This is a genomic window from Deminuibacter soli (genome assembly GCF_003412455.1).
Classification (GTDB): domain Bacteria; phylum Bacteroidota; class Bacteroidia; order Chitinophagales; family Chitinophagaceae; genus Deminuibacter; species Deminuibacter soli.
The window spans coordinates 953,086-978,189 of the sequence record NZ_QTJU01000001.1 but is presented as its reverse complement, the minus strand read 5'-3'; the positions used below and the strand labels follow the sequence as shown (position 1 = coordinate 978,189).

Sequence of the window (25,104 nt, the reverse complement as noted above, 5' to 3'; positions counted from 1 at the left end):
CCTCATCCGAAAGATGGGGCACTGTTTTTTCAGGCATGCAGCAGAATGGTTACAGCAATCTTCCGCCGCTCATCAAAAAAGCAGCGCTTTTGATGGAAGGATACTTTGAATAGTTTAAATTGGAAAACTGACTTTCCAATTTTATCACCTCCAAAACTAGCGCTTGTGAGAAGAAGAGACTTTTTGCAAATGGCAGGGATGGGTTTGGGCGCTACCATGCTGCCCCGCATTCCTGTTCTGGGCAATAACGTACCACTCGATGCCCCCTGGTACACGGTTGATGTTGCACAAAAAAAGAAACTGGCAGATGTAGCCCTGAACGAAGCCCGTTCAAAAGGGGCTACCTACACCGATGTTCGCATTGGCCGTTATTTGAACCAGTATGTTATTACCCGTGAAGACAAGGTGCAGAATATTGTCAACACCGAATCGTACGGCATAGGCATACGCGTAATTGCCAACGGCAGCTGGGGTTTTGCCGCTACCGACAAAATGGATACTGACAGCATTGCCAAAGCTGCGCAGCTGGCTGTAGCCATTGCCCGGGAAAATGCCCGCTTATTGTCAGAGCCTGTACAGCTGGCACCACAAAAGGGATATGGCGAAGTATCCTGGAAGGCGCCTATCGAAAAAAATGCATTTGAAGTTCCTATAAAAGAAAAGGTTGACTTGCTGCTTTCTGTAAATGACGCTGCATTGAAAGGCGGCGGCAACTACGTAAACTCTTACCTGTTCCTGGTTAATGAGCAAAAATATTTTGCTTCCTCAGACGGCTCGTATATTGACCAGGATATTCACCGCATATGGCCCACCTTCACCATTACCAAGGTTGATGCTAAAACAGGCAAGTTTGAAACCCGTGATGCACTTAGCGCTCCTGTGGGCATGGGCTATGAATACCTGCTGCCTGCCGATGCCGATAAAATAAAAGGCGGTGTCACCACCCTGTACAAAAAGCGTTACGATATGCTGGAAGATGCAAAGGCCGGCGCAGTGCAGGTTGGACAGAAAATGCTTGCCAAATCAGTTGAGGCAGGCAAATACGACCTGGTGCTGGACCCCACCAATCTCTGGCTTACCATCCACGAATCGGTGGGGCATCCGACTGAGCTGGACCGCGTGTTGGGCTACGAAGCCAACTATGCAGGCACCAGTTTTTTGACGCTGGATAAATGGGAATCGAAAAAATTCAATTTCGGCAGCAAGGAAGTAAATATCGTTGCCGATAAGCTGCAGCCTGGCTCACTTGGCGCAGTAGGATACGATGATGAAGGCGTAGGCACACAACGCTGGGATTTGATTAAAGAAGGCATACTGGTAAACTACCAAACCATTCGCGACCAGGCCCATATTCTTGGCCTGAATGCATCGCAGGGCTGTTGTTATGCAGACAGCTGGAGCGATGTGCAGTTTCAGCGTATGCCAAACGTATCGTTGCAGCCGGGCAAAAACAAACTGTCACCGGCCGACATTATCAAAAACGTAGAAAAAGGCATTTACATTATTGGCAACAGTTCTTACTCCATCGACCAGCAGCGTTATAATTTCCAGTTCAGCGGCCAGCTGTATTATGAAATTAAAAACGGCAAAATTGCAGGTATGCTGAAAGATGTAGCCTACCAGAGTAACACGCAGGAATTCTGGAACAGCTGCGCGGCCATTGCCGATGAAAGTGATTACCGCCTGGGTGGCTCTTTCTTTGATGGCAAGGGACAGCCCGGCCAGGTAAGTGCCGTTTCACATGGCGCTTCTACTACCCGGTTTAATGGTGTAAACGTTATTAATACAGCAAGAAAAATCTAATATATGCCCATACTCACAAAAGACGAAGCGCAGGCATTATTAAAAAAAGTGCTGAGCTATTCAAAGGCCGATGAATGTGAAGTAAACCTCAGCGGCAGCGATGGCGGTAATATCCGTTATGCGCGTAATGCCGTTTCTACCAGCGGTGGTGTAAGCCAGAGCAGCCTGGTAGTTCAATCTTCATTCGGTAAAAAAGTAGGCGTGGCTACCATCAACGAATTTGATGATGCCTCGCTGGAAAAAGTAGTACGCCGTGCCGAAGAGCTGGCCAGGCTGGCGCCCGAAAATCCTGAATTTATGCCCAACCTCGGGCCACAGCAATACCTTGATAACCCGGCAACGTTTGTTCCTGCTACCGCAGCAATCGATCCCAAACTGCGCAGCGATGCCGTGGCGCAGAGCCTGGCAATTTCAAAAGAGAAAAGTTTAACCGCAGCCGGTTTCATGGAAAACAGCGCCGGTTATGCTGCCATGATGAATTCAAGCGGGCTGTTTGCCTACAATACCAGCACCAACGTAAACTTTAATGTTACGCTGCGCACATCAGACGGCAAGGGCTCGGGGTATGCATCGAAAGGATATAACGATATTAATAAGCTGGATGTGGCTGCTGCCACACGTGTTGCTGCACAAAAAGCGGCAGCATCATCCAACGCCAAAGCGCTGGAACCCGGTAAATACACTGTTATTCTTGAGCCCGCAGCTGCTATTGTGTTGCTCGAAACCATGTTCTTTGGCATGGATGCACGCAGTGCCGATGAAGGCCGCAGCTTTTTAAGCAAACCGGGCGGCGGCACCAGGCTGGGAGAGAAGCTGGTAGATGAGCGGGTGAACATTTACTCCGATCCGCTGAACGCCGAACTGCCTACCAGCACCTGGAACGGCGATGGACGGCCGCAGGAAAAAATAAGCTGGATAGATAAAGGCGTTATCAAAAACCTGTATTACTCGCGCTACTGGGCACAAAAGAAAAATGTAAAAGCCATTCCTTCGCCCGATGGTGTAATTATGGAAGGTGGCAGCGCTTCGCTCGAAGCGCTCATTAAAGGAACGGAGAAGGGTATCCTGGTTACCCGCCTGTGGTATATACGTGAGGTAGACCCGCAAACGCTGCTGTACACCGGCCTTACCCGCGACGGGACTTTTTACATCGAGAATGGAGAAATCAAATTCCCGATCAAGAATTTCCGTTTTAATGAAAGCCCCATTATTATGCTCAATAACCTGGAAGCATTGGGCAAACCGGAACGCACGGTAAGCGGTGAATCAAATACCCAGGCCCTGATACCGCCCATGAAGATCAGGGATTTTACCTTCAGCTCTTTATCAGATGCTGTATAAAACACAAAAGGCTGTTCCCCGCGGAACAGCCTTTTTCTTTATCAAACCACTATTTACAGCAATTCTTTTGCCCTTGCTACTACGTTTTCCACGGTAAAGCCATATTCTTTCAGCAATGGCTCAATAGGGCCTGATTCGCCAAAGCGATCAACGCCAATTACGCCGCCGTCAGGTGTAACATATTTGTGCCAGCCCAGTGAGCGGCCTGCTTCAACAGCCAGGCGTTTGGTAACTGTTTTGGGAAATACCTGCTCTTTGTAAGCTGCCTCCTGCTTTTCGAACAGTTCCCAGGATGGCATACTGATCACGCGCGATGCAATGCCTTCTTCTTTTAATTTTTGCTGTGCAGCCAGTACAAACTGTACCTCAGAGCCAGTACCAATCAGCAACAGTTGTGGCGTGCCTTCGCAATCAGACAATACATAAGCGCCGCGCTCGAGGTTGCTTGCTTTGGCATATTTGCCCTGGTCAATGATCGGCAGGTTTTGCCTGGTTAAAATAAGCGCTACAGGGCCGGTATGGTGTTCCAGTGCAACACGCCATGCCTGCGCGGTTTCGTTGGCATCTGCCGGGCGTATAACGGTGATATCAGGGATGGAACGCAGTGATATCAGTTGCTCAACCGGCTGGTGTGTGGTGCCGTCTTCACCCAGGCCAATGCTATCGTGCGTGAACACATAAATAGGCCGCACTTTCATAATCGCTGCAAGGCGAATGGGCGGGCGCATGTATTCAGAGAACATCAGGAAGGTGCCGCCGTAAGGGATAATGCCTTTGGTGAGTACCATGCCATTTAAAATAGCGCCCATGGCATGCTCGCGTATACCGAAGTGGAAATTGCGGCCGCCATGATCTTCTTTCGTGAATGAACCGTATTTTTTGAGATGGGTATCGGTAGAAGGTGAAAGATCGGCCGAGCCGCCAATCAATGTTGGCAGCTGGTCTGCAATGGCATTCAGCACTTCACCCGATGCTTTGCGGGTAGCCATCTTGCCTTTGGCTGCGTCAAATACAGGCAGCTTTTCGAGCCAGCCAACAGGCAGCTGGTTGTTGCTGAACAGTTCGTATTCTTTTGCCAGGTCGGGAAATTCTTTTTTGTATGCCTCGTATAATTTATTCCAGTCTGCTTCCAGCGGTGCGCCTTTGTCGCCGGCAGCTTTGTAAAACGCGCTTACTTCGGGCGATACCACAAAGTATTCATCGGGGTTAAAGCCAAAGCCTTTTTTCACCAGTTTTACTTCTTCCTCACCAAGCGGTGAGCCGTGGGCTTCTGCGGTATCTGCCTTGTTGGGGCTGCCGTAGCCGATATGTGTGCGTATTTTAATCAGCGAAGGGCGGTTGGTTTCTGCCCTGGCATTTTCAACAGCGGCTTCAATGGCTGCGATATCAGTGCCATCGGTAAGCACCTGCACATGCCAGCCATAGGCTTCAAAGCGTTTGGCTACATCTTCATCAAACGCAATGCTGGTATCGCCTTCAATAGAAATATGATTATCGTCGTACAGGTAAACAATATTGCCCAGCCCAAGGTGGCCTGCAATGGAAGCGGCTTCAGAGCTCACGCCTTCCATCATATCACCATCGCTGCAGATGGCGAAAATTTTGTAGTTGAAGATATCATACCCGGGTTTGTTGTAACGCGAAGCCAGGTATTGTTGCGCAATGGCCATACCTATGCCATTGGCAAAACCTTGTCCCAGCGGGCCGGTGGTTACTTCAATACCATCGAGCAGGCCATATTCGGGGTGGCCCGCGGTACGGCTGTGCAGTTGCCTGAACTGTTTCAGGTCGTCCATGGTGGTGTTGTAACCGGTAAGGTGCAGGTAAATATATTGCAGCATGCAACCATGCCCCGCAGAAAGTACAAAGCGGTCCCTGTTGGGCCATTGCGGGTTGGCAGGATTATAACGCATACTTTTTGACCACAGCACATGCCCCATCGGTGCAGCCCCCATGGGAAGACCGGGGTGACCTGAGTTTGCTTTCTGAACAGCATCAGCCGCCAGTACGCGAACGGTATTGATGCTTAACTGCTCGATAGATTGATTCGCCATTTCTTGAAAATGTTTGCTGAAAACGCACAAATGATGTACCAAGGGACATATAAAAAACAGGGATAAACATGTCTAAAACGTTTATCCCTGTTTAAAAAAATGGTGTGCGGAACTATAATATCAGGATAAGCACAAGAATGATGATCAGGATACCTGCAAGTGAAATGTAAATACCGCCGCCGCCGATTGCTTTGGCTTCTTTCTTCATGGATTTTACTTCGTATTTCAAAGCAGAACGTTCTTCGCTGGTTAACTGCGACTTATCCATTGATTTAATGGCTTCTATCCTTGCTTTGATCTCTTCAGACCTTGCCTGTTTTTCTTCCTGGGTCATACCGGCAACTTTGGCTTCAATTGCTTTGGTATCAACCCGGGCAGCCTGTACGGTTAATGAAGCGCAGCATAAGAAGAGGGCTAAAAACGGCAGAAAAATTTTTTGTTTCATTTGTGCAGATTTGAATGAATGAAGTGGATTGCTGCTATTCCATAGCAAATACATCACCAAAAGTTGCAATTTGGCCGCCCGGGGCCTGCCCTGGAAACAAAAGATTGTAACGTGCCTGCGCTTGTGGTGATTTTTCCCCAAGGCGGAAACGGCTATGATGCGAGAACCGGTGCCGTGGTTTCTCGGCTGTCTTTTTTAACCGCACCGGGTTTGCGGGGTGAAAACAAAAACCAGAGCGGTCCGCGGTTGATCAGGCAATTATATATAATCACCGGTATAAATACACCGCCCGTAATGCACAGGGTCAGCAGCACCAGCGGCTGGTGAATACCGGCAAACCGGATCAGCACCACCCGCAGCAGGCCTATCACAATAACGTGCATGGCGTAAATGTAAATGGAGTGGAAACCGAGTACCCGCAGGAAAGGCATCCATTGCAAACGCTGTAGCTGAAAAGCGATCATAAACATAAAAACACAGCCTGTTAGGGCAATTACCAGGAATAAAGCTTCGCCCACAGTATGGGAAACATAATACCATTGCGCCAGTGCAAAAAACGGTGCAAACAGCAGCAGGCTGCGTTTCTGCTGCAAAACACGTTGCACGGAATCGGTAAAAAACAGTCTGGCAATGGCATCGCCAATGGCGAAGAAGATATAGAACTTCATCCAGTCCGAAATCATGCTGATGCTTTCCACGTAACGGGCGGTAAAGTAAAAAGCCAGGCCAAGCAGCAGCTGCAGCCAATGCGGGGTTTTCAGTTTTGTTTTAAGCAGCACATATACCAGCGTGGTATTAAACAGTGCCGGCAGGTACCAGAACTGATCGAGACTGCGCGGCTGGTATAAAATATAGGTGTAATCTACCCAGCTGCGGCTGGCGTTTACAAAACGCGATAACACCACCTGCAGGGTAATCTGGATAAAAGTCCATACCAGGTAAGGATACAGCAGGGTATTAAACTTGTTTTGAATAACCGCTCCCGGTTGTTTTTTTAACAGGCTGCCGCCGATGAAAATGCCCGACAATACGAAAAACAACGGCATACGGAAGCTGTAAAAAATCATGTTGGCATTTTCCAGCGATGCATTAATAACGATGCCGCCGCGTTCAATTCCCAGCAGGGCATGCCGGTATACTACCAGTATAATGGCGATGCCCTTAAGGTAGTCGACCCAGGCAAGCCTGCTTTTTTGCAGGATTTCCAGGTTAAATGCCTTTGCCAGAAAATGTTTCATGTACGGAGGTGGTTTTCTTGGGAGTTATACTATGCATTTATCTTTTAAGTGCTTCTTCGAGCGGCATGCCAATATAGCGTTCCAGCTCTACTTTATATACGTTTTGCTGCATCTGCAATTTGATGCGCTGTGCTATTTCATTATTAAGCGCTTTAGATGCCATGTTGAAGTCGGCAAGTGAAACCGTGCCGTCCCGGAACTTTTGTTCGGTTTGCAGAAATACAGCCTGTTCATCTTCAATTACCTGGCTTTGAACACGTATCAGCTCGCCCATGCTGTGGTATTGCTCGTATTGTGTTAACACTTCGGAGCGCAGCTGCAACTTGGCATCGTCTTGCTTGTTGCGGCTTACAGCTGCCTGTTCGCGTGCAATTTTTATTTCAGCACCACGTGAAAAGAAAATGCCTACCGGGATGGTAATACCAAAAAAATACTTTGGATACACATAGTAATTCTGGTTGGGATTCTTTTTCGCGAACGACTGATCGTTATAATTGGTAGAAACAGTAAGCAGGTTTAACCAGGAGTTCTTCGCCTTTTTAAGGGTAAGGTCAGCGATACGGTTATCGTGATCCGTTTCTTTCATCAGCGGGCCCTGCATGGCAAGCAGCACCAGCTTTTCGCGGATATTGGTAGTTGAATCGTTGAACAGTGGTGTGGTTTGAACAGGTTTTTTATCACGCTCGTTTGCGTTGGTATATACATGTTGGGCAGTAGTTCGGTTTGCTGCCGCCAGCAGCATGCATGCAAGCAGGGTAGTTTTAAAATGTTTCATGATAAAGCGGTTATGTATTAGGAGTAGAAATGGGTAAAAAGGATCTGCCTTTCGCAACCAGGGCCACCATTGGGTAATACACGAACATGTCGGTAATTTGCCCGATAGCGCTTTGCGAAAATTCGGCTACATAATAACTGAACAGGGATGCAACGCAGGCTGCGTAAATAGACTTCAGCTTCCTGCTCTCCACGCCGAAATAGGCATGGGTGCCTTCTTTCAACACCAGGAAGTATAATACGCAGTACAGGGTTAAACCTATCCAGCCCAGTTCCAATGCCTTCTTCAAATAACCGCTGTCTGTCTGAAAACCGGCCAGTGCATGGCCGGCATTGTTGATAATACCGTTGGCGCCGGTAGTACCGATACCGCCGCCGATGGGATGCGTATAAATATAGGGCTGAATATTGTGCCTGTTTTTCTCACGCACCAGGTAAGAAGCATCCTGCGATGCTGTGAATGTGGTGCGAAAGCGGTCAACCGTGGGGTTGTTGATGGGGGCAACCATCAGTACGGTGAAAATGAAACCGGCAACAATTGCAAAACGTTGCGTAGCCGGCTTATCAATGGTTAACAGCACATACACCAGCAAACCTGCCACTATCATGGCATTGGCGGTGCGGGTGCCCGAATAACCCATGGCCAGCAGCATGAAAATACAGCCGCTGAAAATGATGATTTTCTTTTGTATGTTTTTGGTGAAGATGCCGAGTACCAGGAACAACGCCGCACACGAGGCCATTACGATGGCGTATTCTGCAGGGTCGCTCATGGTGCCCATTTTGCGGAGGCCACCATTAATGAACATCAGGCCAAAACGATGTTCATCGCTTGTAATCCATTCCATCTCAAAAGGGAAAAAGCCATGCCATTCCTGTATGCAGCCATATATGGCCGTAATAGTTGCCAGTACAAACAGCACTTTTAAAAAACGGATGATTTTTGTTTCGTTTTCAAAAATGATGAAGGAGGCGTATATGATACACAAAACGCTGGTTACTTTTCGCAGTGCCATCCACCAGCCGGCAATGGACCGTACTTCCGGGTTGCACAGCTGTATGGCTGTATAACCCACTATTAAAAAGAACACGATGGCAACAGGCGATTTGCTGAATTGCTGCGTATGTGTTTTTGTTCGCTTGCGGCGGATCAGGAAATTGAGCGACATGGATACTACCAGTATATCTGACAAAACACCTACCGGGAGTTCGTCGTGGAAAAACCAGCGGGATATATGAAAACCGAAAAAGGCATATACCATGTTGATGTAAAGGCCCAGCTCTGCACTTGAAATACAGGCAACAGAAACAAACAGTCCCACCAGCAAACCGGTGAAAGTAAGTCCGAGCACAAGCGCATGCGACATCAGGTAGCCCAGAAAAACCGCGAGCCCGGTGAAAATAATTACGCCCGTAACATTGCGCAGTTTTTCGTCTACAATCGCTTTGTCAATAAACGGTTGTACCCGCGAACGTTCGCTTCTGATATGTACTATGCTGTTGCGTGCCATGTTTTGCTAGAGAAAAAGGACCTTCACAAACAGGAAAGCAATCACCAGTGCAAAAAATGCAATGATGAGCTTTTCGTGTTTTAATCGTTGTTGCGGCGTTTCCATGTGTGTGGTTTACGACAGTTTCACGTTATCCATCATTACCTTGTTCAACACCGCTCCGCAAAACTTGCCATTCATGGAATGGAAGAAATGGATAGAATCGGTATCAATCTGTTTGATGCTGTGGTCTGCGCCAAAGATGGCGATAACGCCGTCTACATGGCGTGCCAGTTCTTTGCTGTCGCTGAAATCGTTCAATGGAGGGCCTTCCAGCAGGATATAATCGTACACTTCCGTCAGTTTCCTGAGGTTGTACAGAATGCTGGTATCGGGCAAAAATTCAGATGGAGTATAGTCGCCGCTTTCGCAGCCGATGGTAAATACGTTTGAATCTGCGTAACTGTAGGCTAAGCCTTTTACCTGTTCAATTATCTCTGCTTCATTGGTGGTTTGCAGCCTGTCGAGCACCGGCTCGGCATTCATTTGAACCGTAAGGTCGTTGTTGCAGAAATTGGTATCAATTACCAGTACTTTCTTTTTGCTGTGGCTAAGGCTGTAAGCCAGTGCCTGAATAAGGGTTGTTTTGCCTTCGCCTTTGCGGGCGCTGGTAAACAGGAATATTTTTTTGCCGCTGGTTTCTACTTCAAAACGCAGTTTCCTGATAGATTCCCTGAACACATTACTCCTGCGTACATCGGTAGGCTGGTAGTCTGAATCAACAGTCGCTGCATTTACCAGGTCGGCCACCTTGTGGTGTTTCAGGTTCAGGTGATTCACCATGGTAATCAGTTTCAGGTTTACTGATTTGCTGAATATTTCCGGTGTTTTGATAGAGAAGTCGAGATAAGTTAATACCGCGATGATTAAAATACACAACACCAGGGTACATACGCCAGCCAGGCCCACGATCATCAGTTTTTTGGATGGCTCGGCTTCAATGGCAGGCTGTGCACTGAGCACCTGCCTGAAGTTGTTAACGGCGGCAGTTACGTCGTTGGCAGAATTCAGTTTTTCTTTGGCCTGAAGGTATTCCTTGTTGGCAAGGTCTGCTTCTTTCAGCAGCGCGGCAACTTCTACATTTTTAGAAGCGTCTGCAGAAATATTTGAACGAAGGGCAGCTATTTTGTTTTGCAGTGCGTCTGCATTTTGTTTGCCTGCAGCGATATCCACTTCCAGGTCACCTTTCTTTTCCTGCAGGTCAGCTATATTACCAACGCCTTCAGTAGTGCCATCGCTGCGCTGTGTACTGCCATATTGTGCAACCTTGGTTTGGTAAGCATTTTGCAAACGCTGGTATTTGGCATACAGTGCCGGGTCTTTATCACTTTGCAGGTATTCTGAATAGGCATCATTCATAGCCCTGCGTGCCAGCAGCATTTCATCGTTGTTTACATTAACAACGGCTTTGGCGGCAGGCTGGTTCTGGAGTTTCTGTTTTATCTTGTCCAGTGTGTATTGCTGTGTCGTAAGCTTGGCCCGCTGATCGGAAAGGGTAGATTCCAGTTGGGTAATCTGCTCAAATTTGCTGGTACTTTCCACGGTAGGGTCAAGCACGCCCAACGCGCGCAGGCTGGTATTGATGGAATCGAGTTCGTGTTTCTTTTTTTCCATCAGGCTCTGCAGGGTATCGAGCGATTCAGTTGATTTCTGGGTGCGCATAGACTGGTAGTAGCGCTGAAATTCATCGTACAGGGAATTGGCCACAAACGCAGATAACAGCGGGTTTTCCGATTTGTATTCGATCTGTATATAATCCGTGCGTTGCAGGCGATACACACTAATATCGTTGCTTAGCGATTTATAATCGTAGCCGTAATATTTTAAAAATTCGAGCAGTTGTTTTTCATCCGGGTTGAAGCTGGTTAAAGTGCTCATGGTGAGCAGCTTTTTTTCAAACATCGCTATCGCGCGCTTCTGGTCAACCGATTTATAAAACGGGGAATTCTTCTGTGCATCTTTTACGGTTCTGAAAGGTTTGGGATCTTGCAGATCGTGCAGGATAAGTTTATAGCTAAGCAGTGATAACACCGATGGTGAGGTAAAAGTTACCAGTGCATTGTTGAATTTGGTTTCGGCTTCAAATACGTTGAAATTATCATTGCTGATTTTAATTTCATCCATTACGCTAAAGCCGGTAGAAATACGCGTGGTGGATTTGTACATCTTCACCTCATTCCTGGTAAAAAAGTACGCTACTATTGAAGCTAAAAGGGCAGACCCGATGATAAGCCATTTTCTTTTTAGTAGAACCCGGAAAAAATAAAGGACGTCCATTTAGCGAGATTTAGTGTTAAGGGGAATTAGTGTTATTAAACCATACTAAAAGTAGGCAGCTTTCGCGCGCGTAATTTTTTTACTTGGTGAAGTGCTAATTTTTGTTCGTGAAAGCAGTAAAATACCAATCCAAGGTTTAGCGTTTTTTTGCATGTAACGTATTTGGCGCGGCCTGCAGCCGTTACAGGGTAGTGGTGAGCCCGCCTGATTTTTTCACAGCTGACTGATTTTCAGACCGTTTTCTTTTGCCGTGCAAATAGTAGCCAATAATGGTGTAACGTACAAACAATTCGTAGCTCAGCAGGCTGATGGTGAGGGTAATAAGCAATACCACCGGCATGCGTGAAACCACCGGTAAAGCTGAATTGAGTAAGGCTACCTGTAAAGCGGCTACACAGGAAATATGTACCAGGTATACCCAGTATGCCGCATCTGAGCAATAGCGCCATATTTTACTTTCTGTATTGCAGAAGCGTACAAAAACACCTGTAAAGCCTGCTACAAGCAGGGTGGTTTCTGCAGCACTGAGGGAGTAACCTGCAACAGGGTTATCAAATGCAGCTGTGGTGAAGCCAATCACAGCAATTGCGGTGCCTGCGGCCAAAAACCACACACCATGCCGGGTAAGCATAGCCAGGGTTTGTGCATACCGGTTCATGAGCCAGCCGGCAAAAAAGAAAGATCCGTGATAGCAAAAAAGATCGGCCCGTGGTTTAATACCGGTGTACACGCCCGGCTGCTGCATTTTAAACACAAACAGCAATAGGGTAAGAAAAGCAACTGCACCGAAGAAATGTAGCAATGTTACCGGTTTTGAAGATTTTGGAGCGGGTGTTTTCCCGTGTTTAAATACCCGCAGCAATGCCAGCGCAGCAGTATAAAAAATAATGAGGTAATACAAAAACCATAAATGTACCAGTCCGTTCCAGTGAAACATTTGCCTGAAACCCTGGCTCAATGCGGTTGCCGCATCGAGATGCATATCGTAGCGGAAATGATTGTAGTTGAAGGGGAAGGTGGATAGCGGAACAATAAACACCAGTCCGAATAAAAAGGGGATTACAATTCGTTTGAAGCGCTGTTCTGCAAAATAGCGGGTGCCCGAGCGTAAAATAACGAGGCGGGTAAAAAAGCCGGCTACCAGGTAAAACAGCGGCATGCGGAAATGGTGAATATAACGGTACAGCCATTCAAGAAAGGGGCTGGACAAACTATCGTGCGGCCAGTTGGCCTCAGGGAGCTGTTTGTAGGCGATGATGGCATGTAAAACAATACCAAGGCCCATGGCAATGGTACGTAATGCATCGAGACCGTGTATTCTTTCGTTGGTGTTCATGTGTTGCTATATAAGAATCTCTGTCACCGGGGTGACAGAGATTCGTTAGTTTGAAAAAGGGCGGGTATAAGAAACGTTATTTCATGATAGAAATAGTGGTATGTTCTTTACCCGGTATGCCCAGTACTTTAACCAGATAAATACCATGTGGCCATCCTGCGGCGTTGGTGCCCAGTTTCAGGTTGTTGTCGCCTTTGTTGAGGTTTCTCAGTTCCCTGGTGAACACGATACGTCCGGTAAAGTCGGTGATTACCACATTGGCGCGGTCAACCGGTTTCTGCAGTTTCAGGCGCAGTGTAACATCATCAGATATCGGGTTTGGATATGCGCCGATAGAAGTGATGACATTGGCATCGGTAGTTGCAGAATCAACCCTTGCAGCTACCAGCGGTGTGCGGGTAGTGCGGCTGAACGGACTGGTACTGCCTGATGTATCTGCTGCATCAAATGCCTGGATAACCAGTGAGCCAATATAACCGTAGCTTGAACCCGGACCAGCTTTAACGCTGACGGTTGCAGCGCCATTGGCATCCGGTACAATACCGTTGATCTGTGTGGTTTTGGTTGTGTTATCTGTACAGTTCAGGTAAGCGCTTACGCCGCCCACTGTATACTGCGTGGTTCTGTTACCATTGTCTCCGTTACCATCGCGGCTTCCGCTGAATACGAAGTTGTACTTGGTAGCCTGGTTCAAACCGTTAATTCTCAAAGTACCGGTGCTGCTTACATCTAACCACCAGGTGCTGCGCAGTACGTTATCAGGATAAATACCGCTGTTGTTTCCGGTGAGCTTACCGTAAGGGTTTACACCGCTGAAACCGCCGTCTACTACAGTGAGGCTAAGACCTGTCGGGTTGTTTGCATCATTCAGGAATCCGCCGAATGTGCTCTCTGCCTGTGGCAGTGCATTCGTGCTGTTCCATGGAGCACCCGCAGCAGAATCTTTGTTAAACTGAATGTACACCAGGTAGGTTAACACACCTGCACCTGCCATGTTGCTGTATGAAGAGAATACAGTGTTATTCTTGGCCCTTACTTTATAATAGTACCTGCTGTTCTGCGGTAAGCCTGTATTGGTGTAGGCTGTTGCGTTGGCAGCAACGGTATCAATTAAGCTGAAAGTTCCGTTATAGGTATCTGAACGCCATATTTCGTACGCTGTTTCATTGGTTGCAAGATCTTTCCAGTTAAGTGTGATAGAAGTTCTTGACTGACCATATGCTACCAGGGTGGTTGGTGTGGCCGGTGTATTGTTAACCGGTGCAGCTGTAATCTGCTGTATCACCATGGCATTAATGTAAGCATAAGATGAGCTGGCATCTTTGGCTACATTCAGTACCACGTTGCCGCTGGCATCTGGTGTAATGTTGGCCAGTGTAACCGTATTCGATGTGTTGCCTGCCGCATTCAGTGAAGCGGTTTTCGCACCTACAGAGAAATTGGTGAGCCTTGTATCTGTAATACCGCCGCGGCTTGCAAACAGCACCAGGCTGTATTGTTTGGCCGGGTTAAGGCCGCTGATGTTAATGTGTCTTGTTGTTGCGGCAGATTCAAAGTAAGCAGTGCTCATTACGTTGTCGTTAAACACGCCGGAGTTGTTACCGGTGGTTGCGCCTACGTTGTTGGCACCTGCCCATGTTTCTGGCAATGTTACGTTAATGCCGGTGGCTGTATTGATATCATCTTTCAGGTTAGTGATAGAAGCGCCGGCGTTTGGTGCAGCATTAAAGCTGTTCCATGGCCATGGTTCAGGATTCACCTGGTTGAAGTTAACATATACAGATACCTGGTTTTTATCTTTCACAATAATGCTGAAAGTCTTAACGCTGGTATTGCCCAGGCCATCTTTTGCAGTGATGGTAACACCACTGAATGTGCCCTGCTGGTTGTTGGTCGGGCTCAGTGTTAATGTACCTGTTGCATTGCCGTTATCGGTAAAGGTGGCAAAAGGCGGCAGTTTGGTAGCAGTTAAGGTAAGTGTGCTGGAAGTGCCGTAAGAAGCGGTTACTGCAACATTCACCGTCTGGTCGCCGCGCAGGTACTGGTCGGCAATGGTTGCCAGTACAGGTGTTTTAGCCGGTATGCTTACCTGTACAGCCGGTGTAAAGGCCGATGTGCCATGCGAGTTGAATGACTGAACCTGGTAGTAATAAGTAGTACCACCTGAAGTCAGTGAATCAACAAAGCCGGTAGCCTTGGCAGCGGTAGTGCCTATTGATGTGAACGGACCAGCCGGGTTGGTGGCGCGGAACACAGTATAGCCGCTTTCGTTGTAGGCTACGGAAGTCCAGGTTAAGCTGGCCGAGTTATTGGCAGTTAAGGTTGCTGCCAGGTTTTTCGGTGCTGCCGGTGCAGAGCCGTCGTCGAATATGCGTTCAACCACCAAAGTGTTGATATAACCGTAAGCAGATGCGCCGCCGGCTTTCAGGGTAATGGTGAATGAACTGTCTGCATCAGGACGGAGGCCGTTTACTGAAATCGTGTTTTTAGAGTTGCTGGCCGCATTCAGTGATACGCTGGTTCCTTTCACAGTGTATACGCTGGTACGGTCGTCTGTTACACCTGAGCGGCTGCCAAAGAAGGTTAAATTATAAGTGTAGCTGGCAGCAGTATCCAGGCCTGTAAGTTTGAAGGTCTGTACAGCGCCCGCAGCAGTGTAATAAGCAGTGCTTATTGCGTTGTCGGGATAAACACCGCTGTTATTGCCGGTGCTTACACCAACATCGTTGGCGCCGGGGTTTTGTGCCTGCCAGGATGAAAGCACTTTAATGGTTGACGTGGTTTGGTTACCGCCATCATCTTTGAACGGACCATATACATCGTTTAACACAGGGTTTTTACCGGTGTTGTTCCACGGAGCGCTGGCCAGTTTGTTGCCTGCCGTGAAGTTGACGTATATTTTCCTGGATGTGCTTACATCGTTTACAGTGATAGTAAAGGTTTTGCTATCCGTACCGCCGCGGCCATCGCTGGCATTGGCTGTAACAGTATAAATGCCATTGTCAGCATAACCGGGTTTCACATTCAGCGTGGCTGCACCTGCACTGTTTGAACCAATGGTAACAAAAGAAGGCAGGTTGTCGAAGCTGAGTGCTACTGCGTCTGAAGGATTCTGGTCGGTGCCGCTTACATTCACTGCAGCAGTTGAACCTTCACCCAGTGTTACGTTGCTGATTGGATTAATAACGGGGTTGTAGTTATCATTAACGGTAAGGTTAAAGCTAACTGCCTTGCTGCCGCCATGCTGGTCACTCACAGTTACCGTGATGTTGTTGTATACACCCTGGTTGGTTTGCTGCGGGTTAAACGTGATGGTTGCTGTTCCGTTGCCGGTTGAATTAAAGGTGGCAAATGCAGGCTGGTTGCTAAGCACAGTTGTCAGCTGCTCGTTGTCTGCATCTGTAGCTGTGATATTTACCTGCAGGCTTGTGCCATAACGCATAGACTTGTCGCTCAGCGCACCTACCACAGGAATGTTGTTGGATGTGGTAGCGCTTACTTCAGGTGCATAGCCTGATGCGTTGATGTTGTTAATGGCCCTTACTTTATAATAGTACTGGGCATTGGCAAACAGGTTGCTGTCGATATAAGTTACAGAATCTGTGCTGGGGATAGTGGCAATAAGACCATAGCTGGTGTTATTGTTGCTTGACCTGTACAGTTCGTAAGCGGTCTGGTTGCTGTTCAGATCTTTCCAGAACAGGGTTACGCTGTTAGGTGTAACACCTTTTACTGTAAAGCCGGATGGCACATTGGGTGCATTGGGTAATGGCTGTGTAGTTGCATTGGCCGGTGTAACGTTCATTACACTGTCTGGTATAGCGCGTTTGCTGATACCCGGGCCGGCATAAGACACCGTTAACACTTCACCACCGCCCTGCTGGAAGAAGCCTACGCGGATGGTGTGGAAACCGGCGCTCAGTACTTTGGTACCTGATTTTTCCTGGGTTGCATGCAGACCGTCGTTGTTTACCACCAGCGCGCCATCGATATACAATGCACTGCCATCATCGCTGGATGTGTAGAAGGTATAGGTACCTGCAGTTGCAATTTTAATGTTACCGGTATAGTTGAATGCTACATTGGTTGTTCTGTTCTGCGGCGTAAACAGGAAGTTGTTGATCTGCCCTGTTTTTGTTGCAGCAAGTGTTGTGAAATCAGGCAGTACAGAAATGACATTTGTTTCATAATACCCGTAGTTCAGAGAAGCAAAGCCCTCGTCATTATACGGTGATGAGCCATACGCACCTACATCTTTGATTTTGTAGTAGTAGGTAGTGGATGCCTGCACGGTTGTATCGCTATACGTGGTTTTGCCTGCTTTCAGCGTTGCTACGGTCACGTACGGACCAGCGGCTGATGTAGAGCGGTAAATTTCTGTACCTGTTTCTATGCTGCTGGTATCCGTCCAGCTGAGGTTTATTTTATTAAACGACACGGCCGTCGCAGTTAAGTTCGTTGGTGCCGTTGGTACAGCGCCCCCCGTGATTTTCTCGACAAAGGCACTGTCGGGAATAGCAACAAACTGGCCACCCGTTTGTGGTGTTTTCCACAATACGTTCATCACATAACCACCACCCTGCTGCATGAATGTCGCATTGAATTTATGCGCACCTGCAGTTAAGGTAATAGGCGCGCTGGTTACCGTTACTGTACCATGCAAACCATCATTGTTTACAGTGGCTGGTGCAGAGAACACATAATCGCTGTCAATGTATAGTTTGCTGCCGTCATCAGAGCTGGTCTGGAAGGTATAAGTGCCGGTAACAGGAATGGTGATATAGCCTGTCCACAGGAAGGCGAAATTGGTTTCATCCAGCCTGTTGTTGAGTGTAACATTAGGTGTTACACCAGTTGCTACAGGTGTGAGCGTTTTAAAATCTGGCAGGTTATTCCATGCACCGTTGTAATAGCTGTAGTTTAAACCGTTATAACCTGCGCCAATGGCTGCCTGGTTACTGAAAGGCGATATGTTGCCGCTTAAATCCCTTGCTTTTACCAGGAAGGTATAAGTGCTGCCTTCTACCAGGTTGTAAACTGTAAACGTTGTTTGGGCACCAACGCTGTATGATTTAACGCCGTTTACATAAATATCATAATTGCTTACACCTACATCGTCGGTAGCTGCATCCCAGATAAGGGTTACAGATGATTTAGACACACCGCCTGAGCGAAGATTGGTAGGCGCTGTTGGTGGGGTAAGGTCGGCCTGTGTAATGGCACTGGCCGGTCCAACAGAAATGGAAGCCGCGTTATTATTCACAGCCCTTACCTTGTAGTAGTAGGCGGTATTGGCATTGAGGCCGCTTGCAGTATACGTGGTTGTATCTCTTCCGGTAAAGGCAATAAGCCTGTAAGGACCGGCGGCTGCGGTTGCCTGGTATACTTCGTAGTTGGTTTCGTTGAAGGCCGGGTTGGGGTTTTCACTCCAGATCAGTTTGATCTGTGTTTTTGAAGCAGCAGTTGCTGATAAACCAATCGGTGCATCAGGGCCATTTGCGCCGTTTGCACTAAGCACGGTAAATGGCGCAGAGAAATTGCTGGCGCAACCGAACTTTTCTGATACCTGTACTTTGAAGCTGCCTACACCTGCAGAAAGAAAGCGGGTAGTGCTTAAAACAGTTGCACTGCTGGTGCTCTGCCAGCTGTACGAAGCATAACCATCCGGTACCTGCAAAGGAACGGTGGTGCTGCTGTCTGGTGCAGGTAATACTTTGGTAGCAAGTCCGTTCACGGTAATAATTGGCGGAACGGTTGGCGCTTTCTGCTGTAATACGATGGGTATGGGCGACCATACAGACCAGGTATTGCCTTTTTTTACATGGCAATCATAGGTACCGAATGCTGTTGCTGTGATCTGGTTGCCGGTTGCACCCGGGATAATGGTGCCGTCTTTTCTCCATTCATAAGCGTCAAAACCCGCGGTAACACCGAGGGTTGCAGTTACAGTTTCACCAGGGCAGAATTGTGTTTTGCCGGTGAGCGCCCATGGATTGGCTTTGTGGGCCGCATTGAGATAAGGGAAAAAATTAGGTTCTGTCCAGGCACGGTCCCAGGTACCGTGGGCCAGGTCAGGATATTCTGTATATGTATAATTACCACCTGCTGCGAGAAATGCATCGCGCACCTGCTGTGAAGTCTGCGGTGCGGGAGATCCGTCCTGGCCACCCTGGAAATTCCAGATGGGTGTCCATTTTAAAGTATTAACCGTACTGTTATCCTTATAGCCTATCGAAGTGTACGACATGGGCAGGGCTGCTGCAATTTTGGTAGGGTAAGCCATGGCCATTTCCCAGGTACCCTGGCCACCGGCAGACAGGCCGTTGTCAGAAACCCTGAAGGGATCCAGCTTGTTGTTGGTAACCATGTACTCGATTAATTCAGAGCAGGCAGAATAAGCCTGGGGGCCCCAGAAACCGCCATTGCTCTGCATAAACAGGATGTAGCCATCAAACTGGCCATTGTCAACCGCCGCTTTGAACACATCGCCTCCGTGATACATAGAGTATTCGTTGTCTGACAAGTCTCCGGATTCACCGGCACCATGCCAGAAAACAAGCATGGGATACTGCTTGCCATCGTTCAGCGTTGGGTTGTAGGTTTTTGGGAATTTCAGGCGAAAGGCAATGCCTTTGTAGATGTAGCATTTGTAGGAATCGGTGTTCCAACTCAGCTTTTTGGTACGCGTCCATTTGCCTATGGTGCCGTATGCAGGCTGTGTAGGCGGGTTATTGGCGTCGTACGATACAATGGCATCGTTCGGATCTAAAACCGACTGTGCAATCGAAGAAATGCTCAGTAGTAATAGGGTTGTACATGCGAAGGCAAATACAAGGTAAAACTTTTGCATTTGGAGTTGTTTAGAAGTGTACGGATAAGCGTTCGTTCTGGACATACGGGATAACTATAAGAATAGAACTTAAAATTAGCAGGGCAGGCAAGACCAGAATGTCGAAATTGGTGAAACCACCATATTTGTTCGCGAGTGTATAGAATTGCGTTGTGAAAGAATTGGGAAAAGGGATATTTACCGGGTTATCGTTACAGTACGCCTATTCAGCGCTGAGCGCAATGCTGGCCCTGCGTGATTTTTCCCATGCAGCAGCCTGTCCGCCACGTACAAAACGAATGAAACCCAATACCACACTGAGGTTCATGAATACGAAGTAATAAGGGAGTTTGAGCAGTTTGGCCAAGCGTGTGCCCGGCTTTGCATAACGCGATAAAAAGGCTGCCGCATAAAAACAACACTGCAGCATCAATGTTATCTTATATAAGTAACCATCTGTAATACAGGCCAACGCAATATTGCTGAGCAGTGTAATGATTAAACAGAAGGGACTTAATGCCCAGCGTAAAACACGGTGTGAGACATATAAAAAAGTAAGCCGCGGATGTTTCCAGAAAAAAAGCAATGAACGCAGCAGCCACATTGCCTGGAAACCACCGGCTGCAATGCGTACTTTCCGCTTCTGTTCATCTTCCAGGGAAAAGGAGGGAAGCTCCATCGCTACTGCAGCAGGCTCGTACATAATGCGGTAGCCTTTTTGTGCAGCCTGCAGTGAAATCACAAAATCATCAAGTATAATATTCTGAGGTACAGCTGTAAACAAACTGCGGCGCATCGAAAACAATTCACCGGCTGCACCTACCACGCTGTAAAACCGCGCATCAATTTTCTTTAAGAAAGATTCATATTTCCAGTACATGCCTTCTCCTTCGCCCACTTCATTGCTGTCTGCGGCAGACAAGACTTTCTTTTCACCCGCAACACCGCCCACGCGCGCGTCGGCATAATGCTGTACCAGCTGCAATAATGCACCGGGATTCAGTATGGTATTGGCATCATTAAATACCAGTATATCATTACCGGCAGCCGCAGCAACACGGTTCAGTGCAGCAGATTTGCCCTGGCGCTCGGGCTTGTGCAGCAGTTTTACCTGCGGATACCTGGCAACAATGCCGGGCGTGGCATCGGTTGAGCCATCGGTAATAAACAGGAATTCTATTTTTCCGGAAGGATAATCGAGTGCAAGCGAGTTCTGGATTTTCTGCTCAATGCAATCTGCCTCATTGTAGGCAGCTACAATAAATGATACAGTAGGCAAAGGCGCATTTACAGCGGCAGGTTGTGGAAACAGGCGCTTTTTAACGGCATTCAGCAAAACCACAATTACAGCATAACCAAGGTAATTATATAATACAACAAAAATGCTGGTATAAAATAACAGTAGCCAGATTAACATGATGCATACAGTTTACAGGCGAAAAATGGGTGGGGAAAACACGGGCGCACTATAAAACTGTTTCCGAAAGGATATCGTGATGATTTAACCGGGTTAAAGGTAACTGATGCTTTTTCAACCACAAATAAATAAAAGGAATTTTTTTGACCTCCTATTTTTCGCGTTCCCGAGCATTTTTTGATCGTTTACGGGTTTGACTGTTTACAGGCAGGCAGGTTACTTAATTTGGTATCGGGGAAAATTACAAGCGCTTAATAAAGGGCTGCTGCCAGTGAAACATTCATCATTTAACCGTTTTGTAAAACAAACTGTATTTATGAGACCAACATTATTGATTGTAGATGACAATGAGGCGATTCTCAAACTGCTGACAGTGGTTTTTGAGCGGAAATACAATGTTTATACAGCAGCCGATGGCGTAGAAGCCATCGCATTTCTCTCAGAAGCAATTATGCCTGATCTGATTATTTCAGATCTGCATATGAACAATATCAGCGGGTACGAACTGGTTCGCCACCTTTCTACCAGCAACCTGTATAATAAAATACCGGTAGTAATCATTTCAGATGCTACTGATCCTGACCTGGCCCTGCTAGGCGCACAGTCGGTTGTGGTAGCTGTATTGCACAAACCATTCGACCCTGTTGCACTTGCACGTATTGTGGAAGAATCTATTGTGAAATATCCTTCCGGCAACAATTACCTGCGTGTAAGCGCCGGTTACGAGTTTGCACAACGTTATAATCAATCCTTCTCCAAATCTTAATCTAACCATATGCCTGTAACACTATATAATACACAACCGTTCAACGAAACCAGCGGCTACACTTTAAAAGTAGTGCCTGCCGAAGTACCCGTTGCAACGGTTGAAGCTGCCACCAGAAACATGCTGTTTATCGGGGCTGCTGCTGCTGCATTACAACCCGCGCTGCAGACAAATGGTTACGACGGTGTTTATGCCTGCAATGTATACCAGGCCCGCAATATGCTGATTGCACGCTGCATAAAAGGCAACGAAACGCTGCCGGAAGTGATTTATTGCGACATGGATATGGGCGAACAGCTGATTGCACACTTCGCTGCTTACCTCGCTGTTACCAAAGAATTTGTTTATATCCCTTTTATACTGGTTGCCAGCAGCGAAAAGCACAATGCCCTGCATTTTACTGCCAGGCAAAATGTAGATGATATTATTGATGTGCAAACAGATGCCGCAATCCTGCTGGATAAAATTGCATTGCTCAAAAAATACAAAAACCTGAAAAGCAGGTTGCCTTACCAGCTTACACCGCCGCAAAAACTCATCAAACCCTGGGCACATGTGTTCAGCAGAACAATTGATATCCTGTTCGCTGCTACCATGCTTACTATTCTTTCGCCTGTACTGCTGATGATTGCCCTGTGCATTATGATTGAATCGCGCGGACCGGTATTGTACGCTTCACTGCGCGCAGGTAAGGGGTACAAGGTGTTTAAATTCTACAAGTTCAGAACAATGGTGCCTGATGCCGATAAAAAAATCGAGCAGATCAAACACCTTAACCAGTACGATGTAAAAAAGGATGCCGCTGGTCCCATGTTCCTGAAAATAAATAACGATCCGCGTGTTACCCGTCTCGGTAAATTACTGCGCAATTCAAGCCTTGACGAATTACCACAGCTCATCAATGTACTGCTGGGCGATATGTCACTGGTAGGCAACAGGCCGCTGCCCCTGTACGAAGCATGTTCTTTAACTATTGACCAGGCTGCACAGCGTTTTCTTGCACCTGCCGGCATCACTGGTTTGTGGCAGATTAAAAAAAGAGGTCAACCCAATATGTCGGTACAGGAACGCATAGACCTTGACGTAAACTATGCCAACCGCCATTCTTTTTTATACGATATGCGCATTTTAATCAACACGCCTAAAGTGTTAATGCAAAAAGCCGATGTTTAATACCCTTGTTTATATACTGCTTTTACTGGTGGTTATTTATTTTGCCTTGTCTGTACTGTATTTACTGGTACTGGCTGTATGGGGCAAACTGTTTTACCGCACGCCTGTTCAGCGTACCGCGGCTGAGGTTCCCTCGCAGCGTATTGCTGTACTGGTGCCGGCTTACCGCGAAGATGGCATCATCATGGCCACCGCGCGTAACCTGCTACAGGTAAATTATCCCGCTGATTTGTTTGATGTTTACATAATCGCTGATTCTTTTCAACCCCAAACCCTTCAGTCTTTACGCACGCTTCCGCTGCATGTAATTGAAGTGAAGTTTGACAAAAGCACCAAAACGCGTGCATTGAACGAAGCTTTCAGCCGCATACACGAGCAATATGATATTGCGCTGGTATGCGATGCCGATAATATGCTGGCGCCCGATTGCCTGCAACTCATCAGCAGGGCTTTTGATGCGGGCGCGCAGGCAGTACAGGCCAGAAGGGTGGCCAAAAACATGGATTCTGCTTTCGCTGTGCTGGATGCCTGCAGCGAAGCGATCAACAACAACATTTTCAGGAAAGGAACCTATGCCATGGGGCTGTCTTCGGCTGTCATCGGCTCGGGAATGGCCTTCCGCTTCGGTCTGCTGAAAGAAGTAATGGGCAGCCTCAGCGCGGTGGGCGGCTTTGATAAGGTATTGCAGTTAAATATTGTGCAACGCGGTATCCGCATCCATTACCTGGAGAATGCACTTGTGTTCGATGAAAAAGTTGGCTCAAAACAGGCTTTCCAGCAGCAACGCAAAAGATGGGTTTCGAGCCAGTTTATTTATTTAAAACAGTTTTTAGTGCCAGGTTTGTTACAGTTATTCAAAGGTAATTTGAATTACTTCAACCTTGCGGTGGTGAATAATCTTATTCTGCCCCGCGTTTTTTTGCTAGCCATTCTGCCCATGTTGTCACTTATTGCATATTTGCTGCAGCCGCAGTTGTTGTATGTGGCACTGGGCGTGTGGTTGCTTTACCTGCTGGCTTTAACCATTGCTTTGCCCAAAGCTTATTTCAATAAACAGTTGCTGCAGTCATTGCTGCAGTTACCACGTGCTGCAGGCGCTATGTTTGGCAACCTCTTTAACATGAAAGGCGCCAACAACAGGTTTATCCATACAGCGCACACGCAAACCGAAATCAACAACCCTATATTCCATGAGCATGGCAGCTAATCAACCTTTGGTATCTATCATTACCATCAATTACAACAATGTTGCCGTTACATGCGACCTGTTGCTGTCGATAGCCTGTGTTAACTATCCCAATATAGAAGTGATTGTGGTAGACAATGCTTCGGCCGAAAACCCTACCGCTGCACTGGTGGAGGCTTATCCTGGTATTAAAGTAATTGTAAGCGAAAAAAATCTCGGCTTTGCCGGGGGTAACAACCTGGGCATTAAAGCAGCTACAGGCGATTATCTTTTTTTCGTGAACAACGATACGGTAATGACTGCAGGCCTTGTAGACGGGCTGCTCGAAATATTTCAGCAATACCCCGACGCAGGTATCGTAAGTCCCAAGTTTCACTACTACTATGCACCGGGTGTTATTGAATTTGCAGGATACAACCAGGTAAACGTATTCAATGGCAGAAACACCATGGTTGGCTGCCGCAAAAAAGATTATGGCCAGTACGATAAAGTGTCTGAAACCCATTATGCACATGGCGGCGGCATGATGGTGCCTGCAAAGGTGATCGCAGAAGTAGGCATGATGCCTGAATTGTATTTCCTGTACTACGAAGAATTTGACTGGTGCGAGCAGATAAAGCGAAAAGGGTACAAAGTGTATTACCAGAGCAACGCGCTCATTTATCATAAAGAATCGATGAGCGTTGGCAAGCACAGCACACTCAAAACCTTTTACCTCAGCCGCAACCGTATCCTGTTTATGCGGCGTAATGTAAAAGGTGTTCCGCTGGTGTTGTTCACCTGTTATTTCACTTTCATTACCCTTCCTAAAAATGTGGCCACCTTCCTGGTTCGCAGGGAAATGAAACACCTGCAGGCTTTCTGGAAAGGGATTGCATGGAACTTGTCTAATTATAACATTAAAAACAGTTAAGC

The 25,104-nt window shown here is 47.3% G+C and carries 15 protein-coding genes; 6 read left to right on the top strand and 9 right to left on the bottom strand.

Annotated features, from left to right (window positions below; all coding sequences use genetic code 11):
- The first annotated feature begins 165 nt into the window (after positions 1 to 165).
- Together DXN05_RS04265 and DXN05_RS04260 are read left to right on the top strand one after the other, a co-directional pair.
- On the top strand, positions 166 to 1,803 hold the full coding sequence (locus DXN05_RS04265; protein ID WP_116845950.1) for a TldD/PmbA family protein: 1,638 nt from the start codon (positions 166 to 168) through the stop codon (positions 1,801 to 1,803).
- A gap of 3 nt (positions 1,804 to 1,806) precedes the next feature.
- Positions 1,807 to 3,144 carry a TldD/PmbA family protein gene (locus tag DXN05_RS04260; protein ID WP_116845949.1) on the top strand — a complete coding sequence of 446 codons (1,338 nt, stop codon included), beginning with the start codon at positions 1,807 to 1,809 and terminating at the stop codon, positions 3,142 to 3,144.
- 53 nt (positions 3,145 to 3,197) lie between these two features.
- Here the strand turns inward: DXN05_RS04260 and tkt are convergent, their stop codons facing one another.
- The 9 genes from tkt to DXN05_RS04215 all read right to left on the bottom strand — a co-directional run bounded on the left by tkt (position 3,198) and on the right by DXN05_RS04215 (position 21,064).
- Positions 3,198 to 5,198 carry a transketolase gene (gene tkt, locus DXN05_RS04255; protein ID WP_116845948.1) on the bottom strand — a complete coding sequence of 667 codons (2,001 nt, stop codon included), beginning with the start codon at positions 5,196 to 5,198 and terminating at the stop codon, positions 3,198 to 3,200.
- A 112-nt stretch (positions 5,199 to 5,310) separates the two neighbouring features.
- A complete protein-coding gene (locus tag DXN05_RS04250) occupies positions 5,311 to 5,643 on the bottom strand; it encodes a hypothetical protein (protein WP_116845947.1) in 333 nt (110 codons plus the stop codon).
- A gap of 152 nt (positions 5,644 to 5,795) precedes the next feature.
- Positions 5,796 to 6,881, bottom strand: coding sequence for an acyltransferase family protein (locus tag DXN05_RS04245; protein WP_116845946.1), 1,086 nt, complete (start codon positions 6,879 to 6,881; stop codon positions 5,796 to 5,798).
- A 37-nt stretch (positions 6,882 to 6,918) separates the two neighbouring features.
- Complete coding sequence (locus DXN05_RS04240; RefSeq protein ID WP_116845945.1) at positions 6,919 to 7,656, bottom strand: TolC family protein; 738 nt, start codon at positions 7,654 to 7,656, stop codon at positions 6,919 to 6,921.
- Positions 7,657 to 7,666: 10 nt separating this feature from the next.
- Positions 7,667 to 9,166, bottom strand: coding sequence for an O-antigen ligase family protein (locus DXN05_RS04235; RefSeq protein ID WP_116845944.1), 1,500 nt, complete (start codon positions 9,164 to 9,166; stop codon positions 7,667 to 7,669).
- Positions 9,167 to 9,280: 114 nt separating this feature from the next.
- Entirely contained in the window at positions 9,281 to 11,371 is a 2,091-nt protein-coding gene (locus DXN05_RS04230) for an exopolysaccharide transport family protein (RefSeq protein ID WP_158559121.1), read from the bottom strand.
- A gap of 292 nt (positions 11,372 to 11,663) precedes the next feature.
- Positions 11,664 to 12,818, bottom strand: coding sequence for an acyltransferase family protein (locus tag DXN05_RS04225; protein ID WP_116845942.1), 1,155 nt, complete (start codon positions 12,816 to 12,818; stop codon positions 11,664 to 11,666).
- Positions 12,819 to 12,894: 76 nt separating this feature from the next.
- Positions 12,895 to 19,668 (bottom strand): fibronectin type III domain-containing protein, encoded by a 6,774-nt coding sequence (locus tag DXN05_RS04220; protein WP_158559120.1) that lies wholly within the window; start codon positions 19,666 to 19,668, stop codon positions 12,895 to 12,897.
- A gap of 202 nt (positions 19,669 to 19,870) precedes the next feature.
- Positions 19,871 to 21,064 (bottom strand): glycosyltransferase family 2 protein, encoded by a 1,194-nt coding sequence (locus DXN05_RS04215; RefSeq protein WP_116845940.1) that lies wholly within the window; start codon positions 21,062 to 21,064, stop codon positions 19,871 to 19,873.
- A gap of 316 nt (positions 21,065 to 21,380) precedes the next feature.
- Here DXN05_RS04215 and DXN05_RS04210 point away from each other — a divergent pair, with 316 nt between their 5' ends.
- The 4 genes from DXN05_RS04210 to DXN05_RS04195 are packed head-to-tail and all read left to right on the top strand — an operon-like array spanning position 21,381 to position 25,102.
- Positions 21,381 to 21,830, top strand: coding sequence for a response regulator (locus DXN05_RS04210; RefSeq protein WP_116845939.1), 450 nt, complete (start codon positions 21,381 to 21,383; stop codon positions 21,828 to 21,830).
- A gap of 9 nt (positions 21,831 to 21,839) precedes the next feature.
- Positions 21,840 to 23,003, top strand: a complete 1,164-nt coding sequence (locus tag DXN05_RS04205) for a sugar transferase (protein WP_211329969.1) — start codon at positions 21,840 to 21,842, stop codon at positions 23,001 to 23,003.
- Entirely contained in the window at positions 22,996 to 24,210 is a 1,215-nt protein-coding gene (locus DXN05_RS04200) for a glycosyltransferase (RefSeq protein WP_116845938.1), read from the top strand. Before DXN05_RS04205 ends, DXN05_RS04200 begins: the two co-directional genes overlap by 8 nt.
- Entirely contained in the window at positions 24,200 to 25,102 is a 903-nt protein-coding gene (locus DXN05_RS04195) for a glycosyltransferase family 2 protein (protein WP_245975116.1), read from the top strand. The genes DXN05_RS04200 and DXN05_RS04195 overlap by 11 nt, the downstream gene beginning before the upstream one ends.
- Positions 25,103 to 25,104 lie beyond the last annotated feature (2 nt).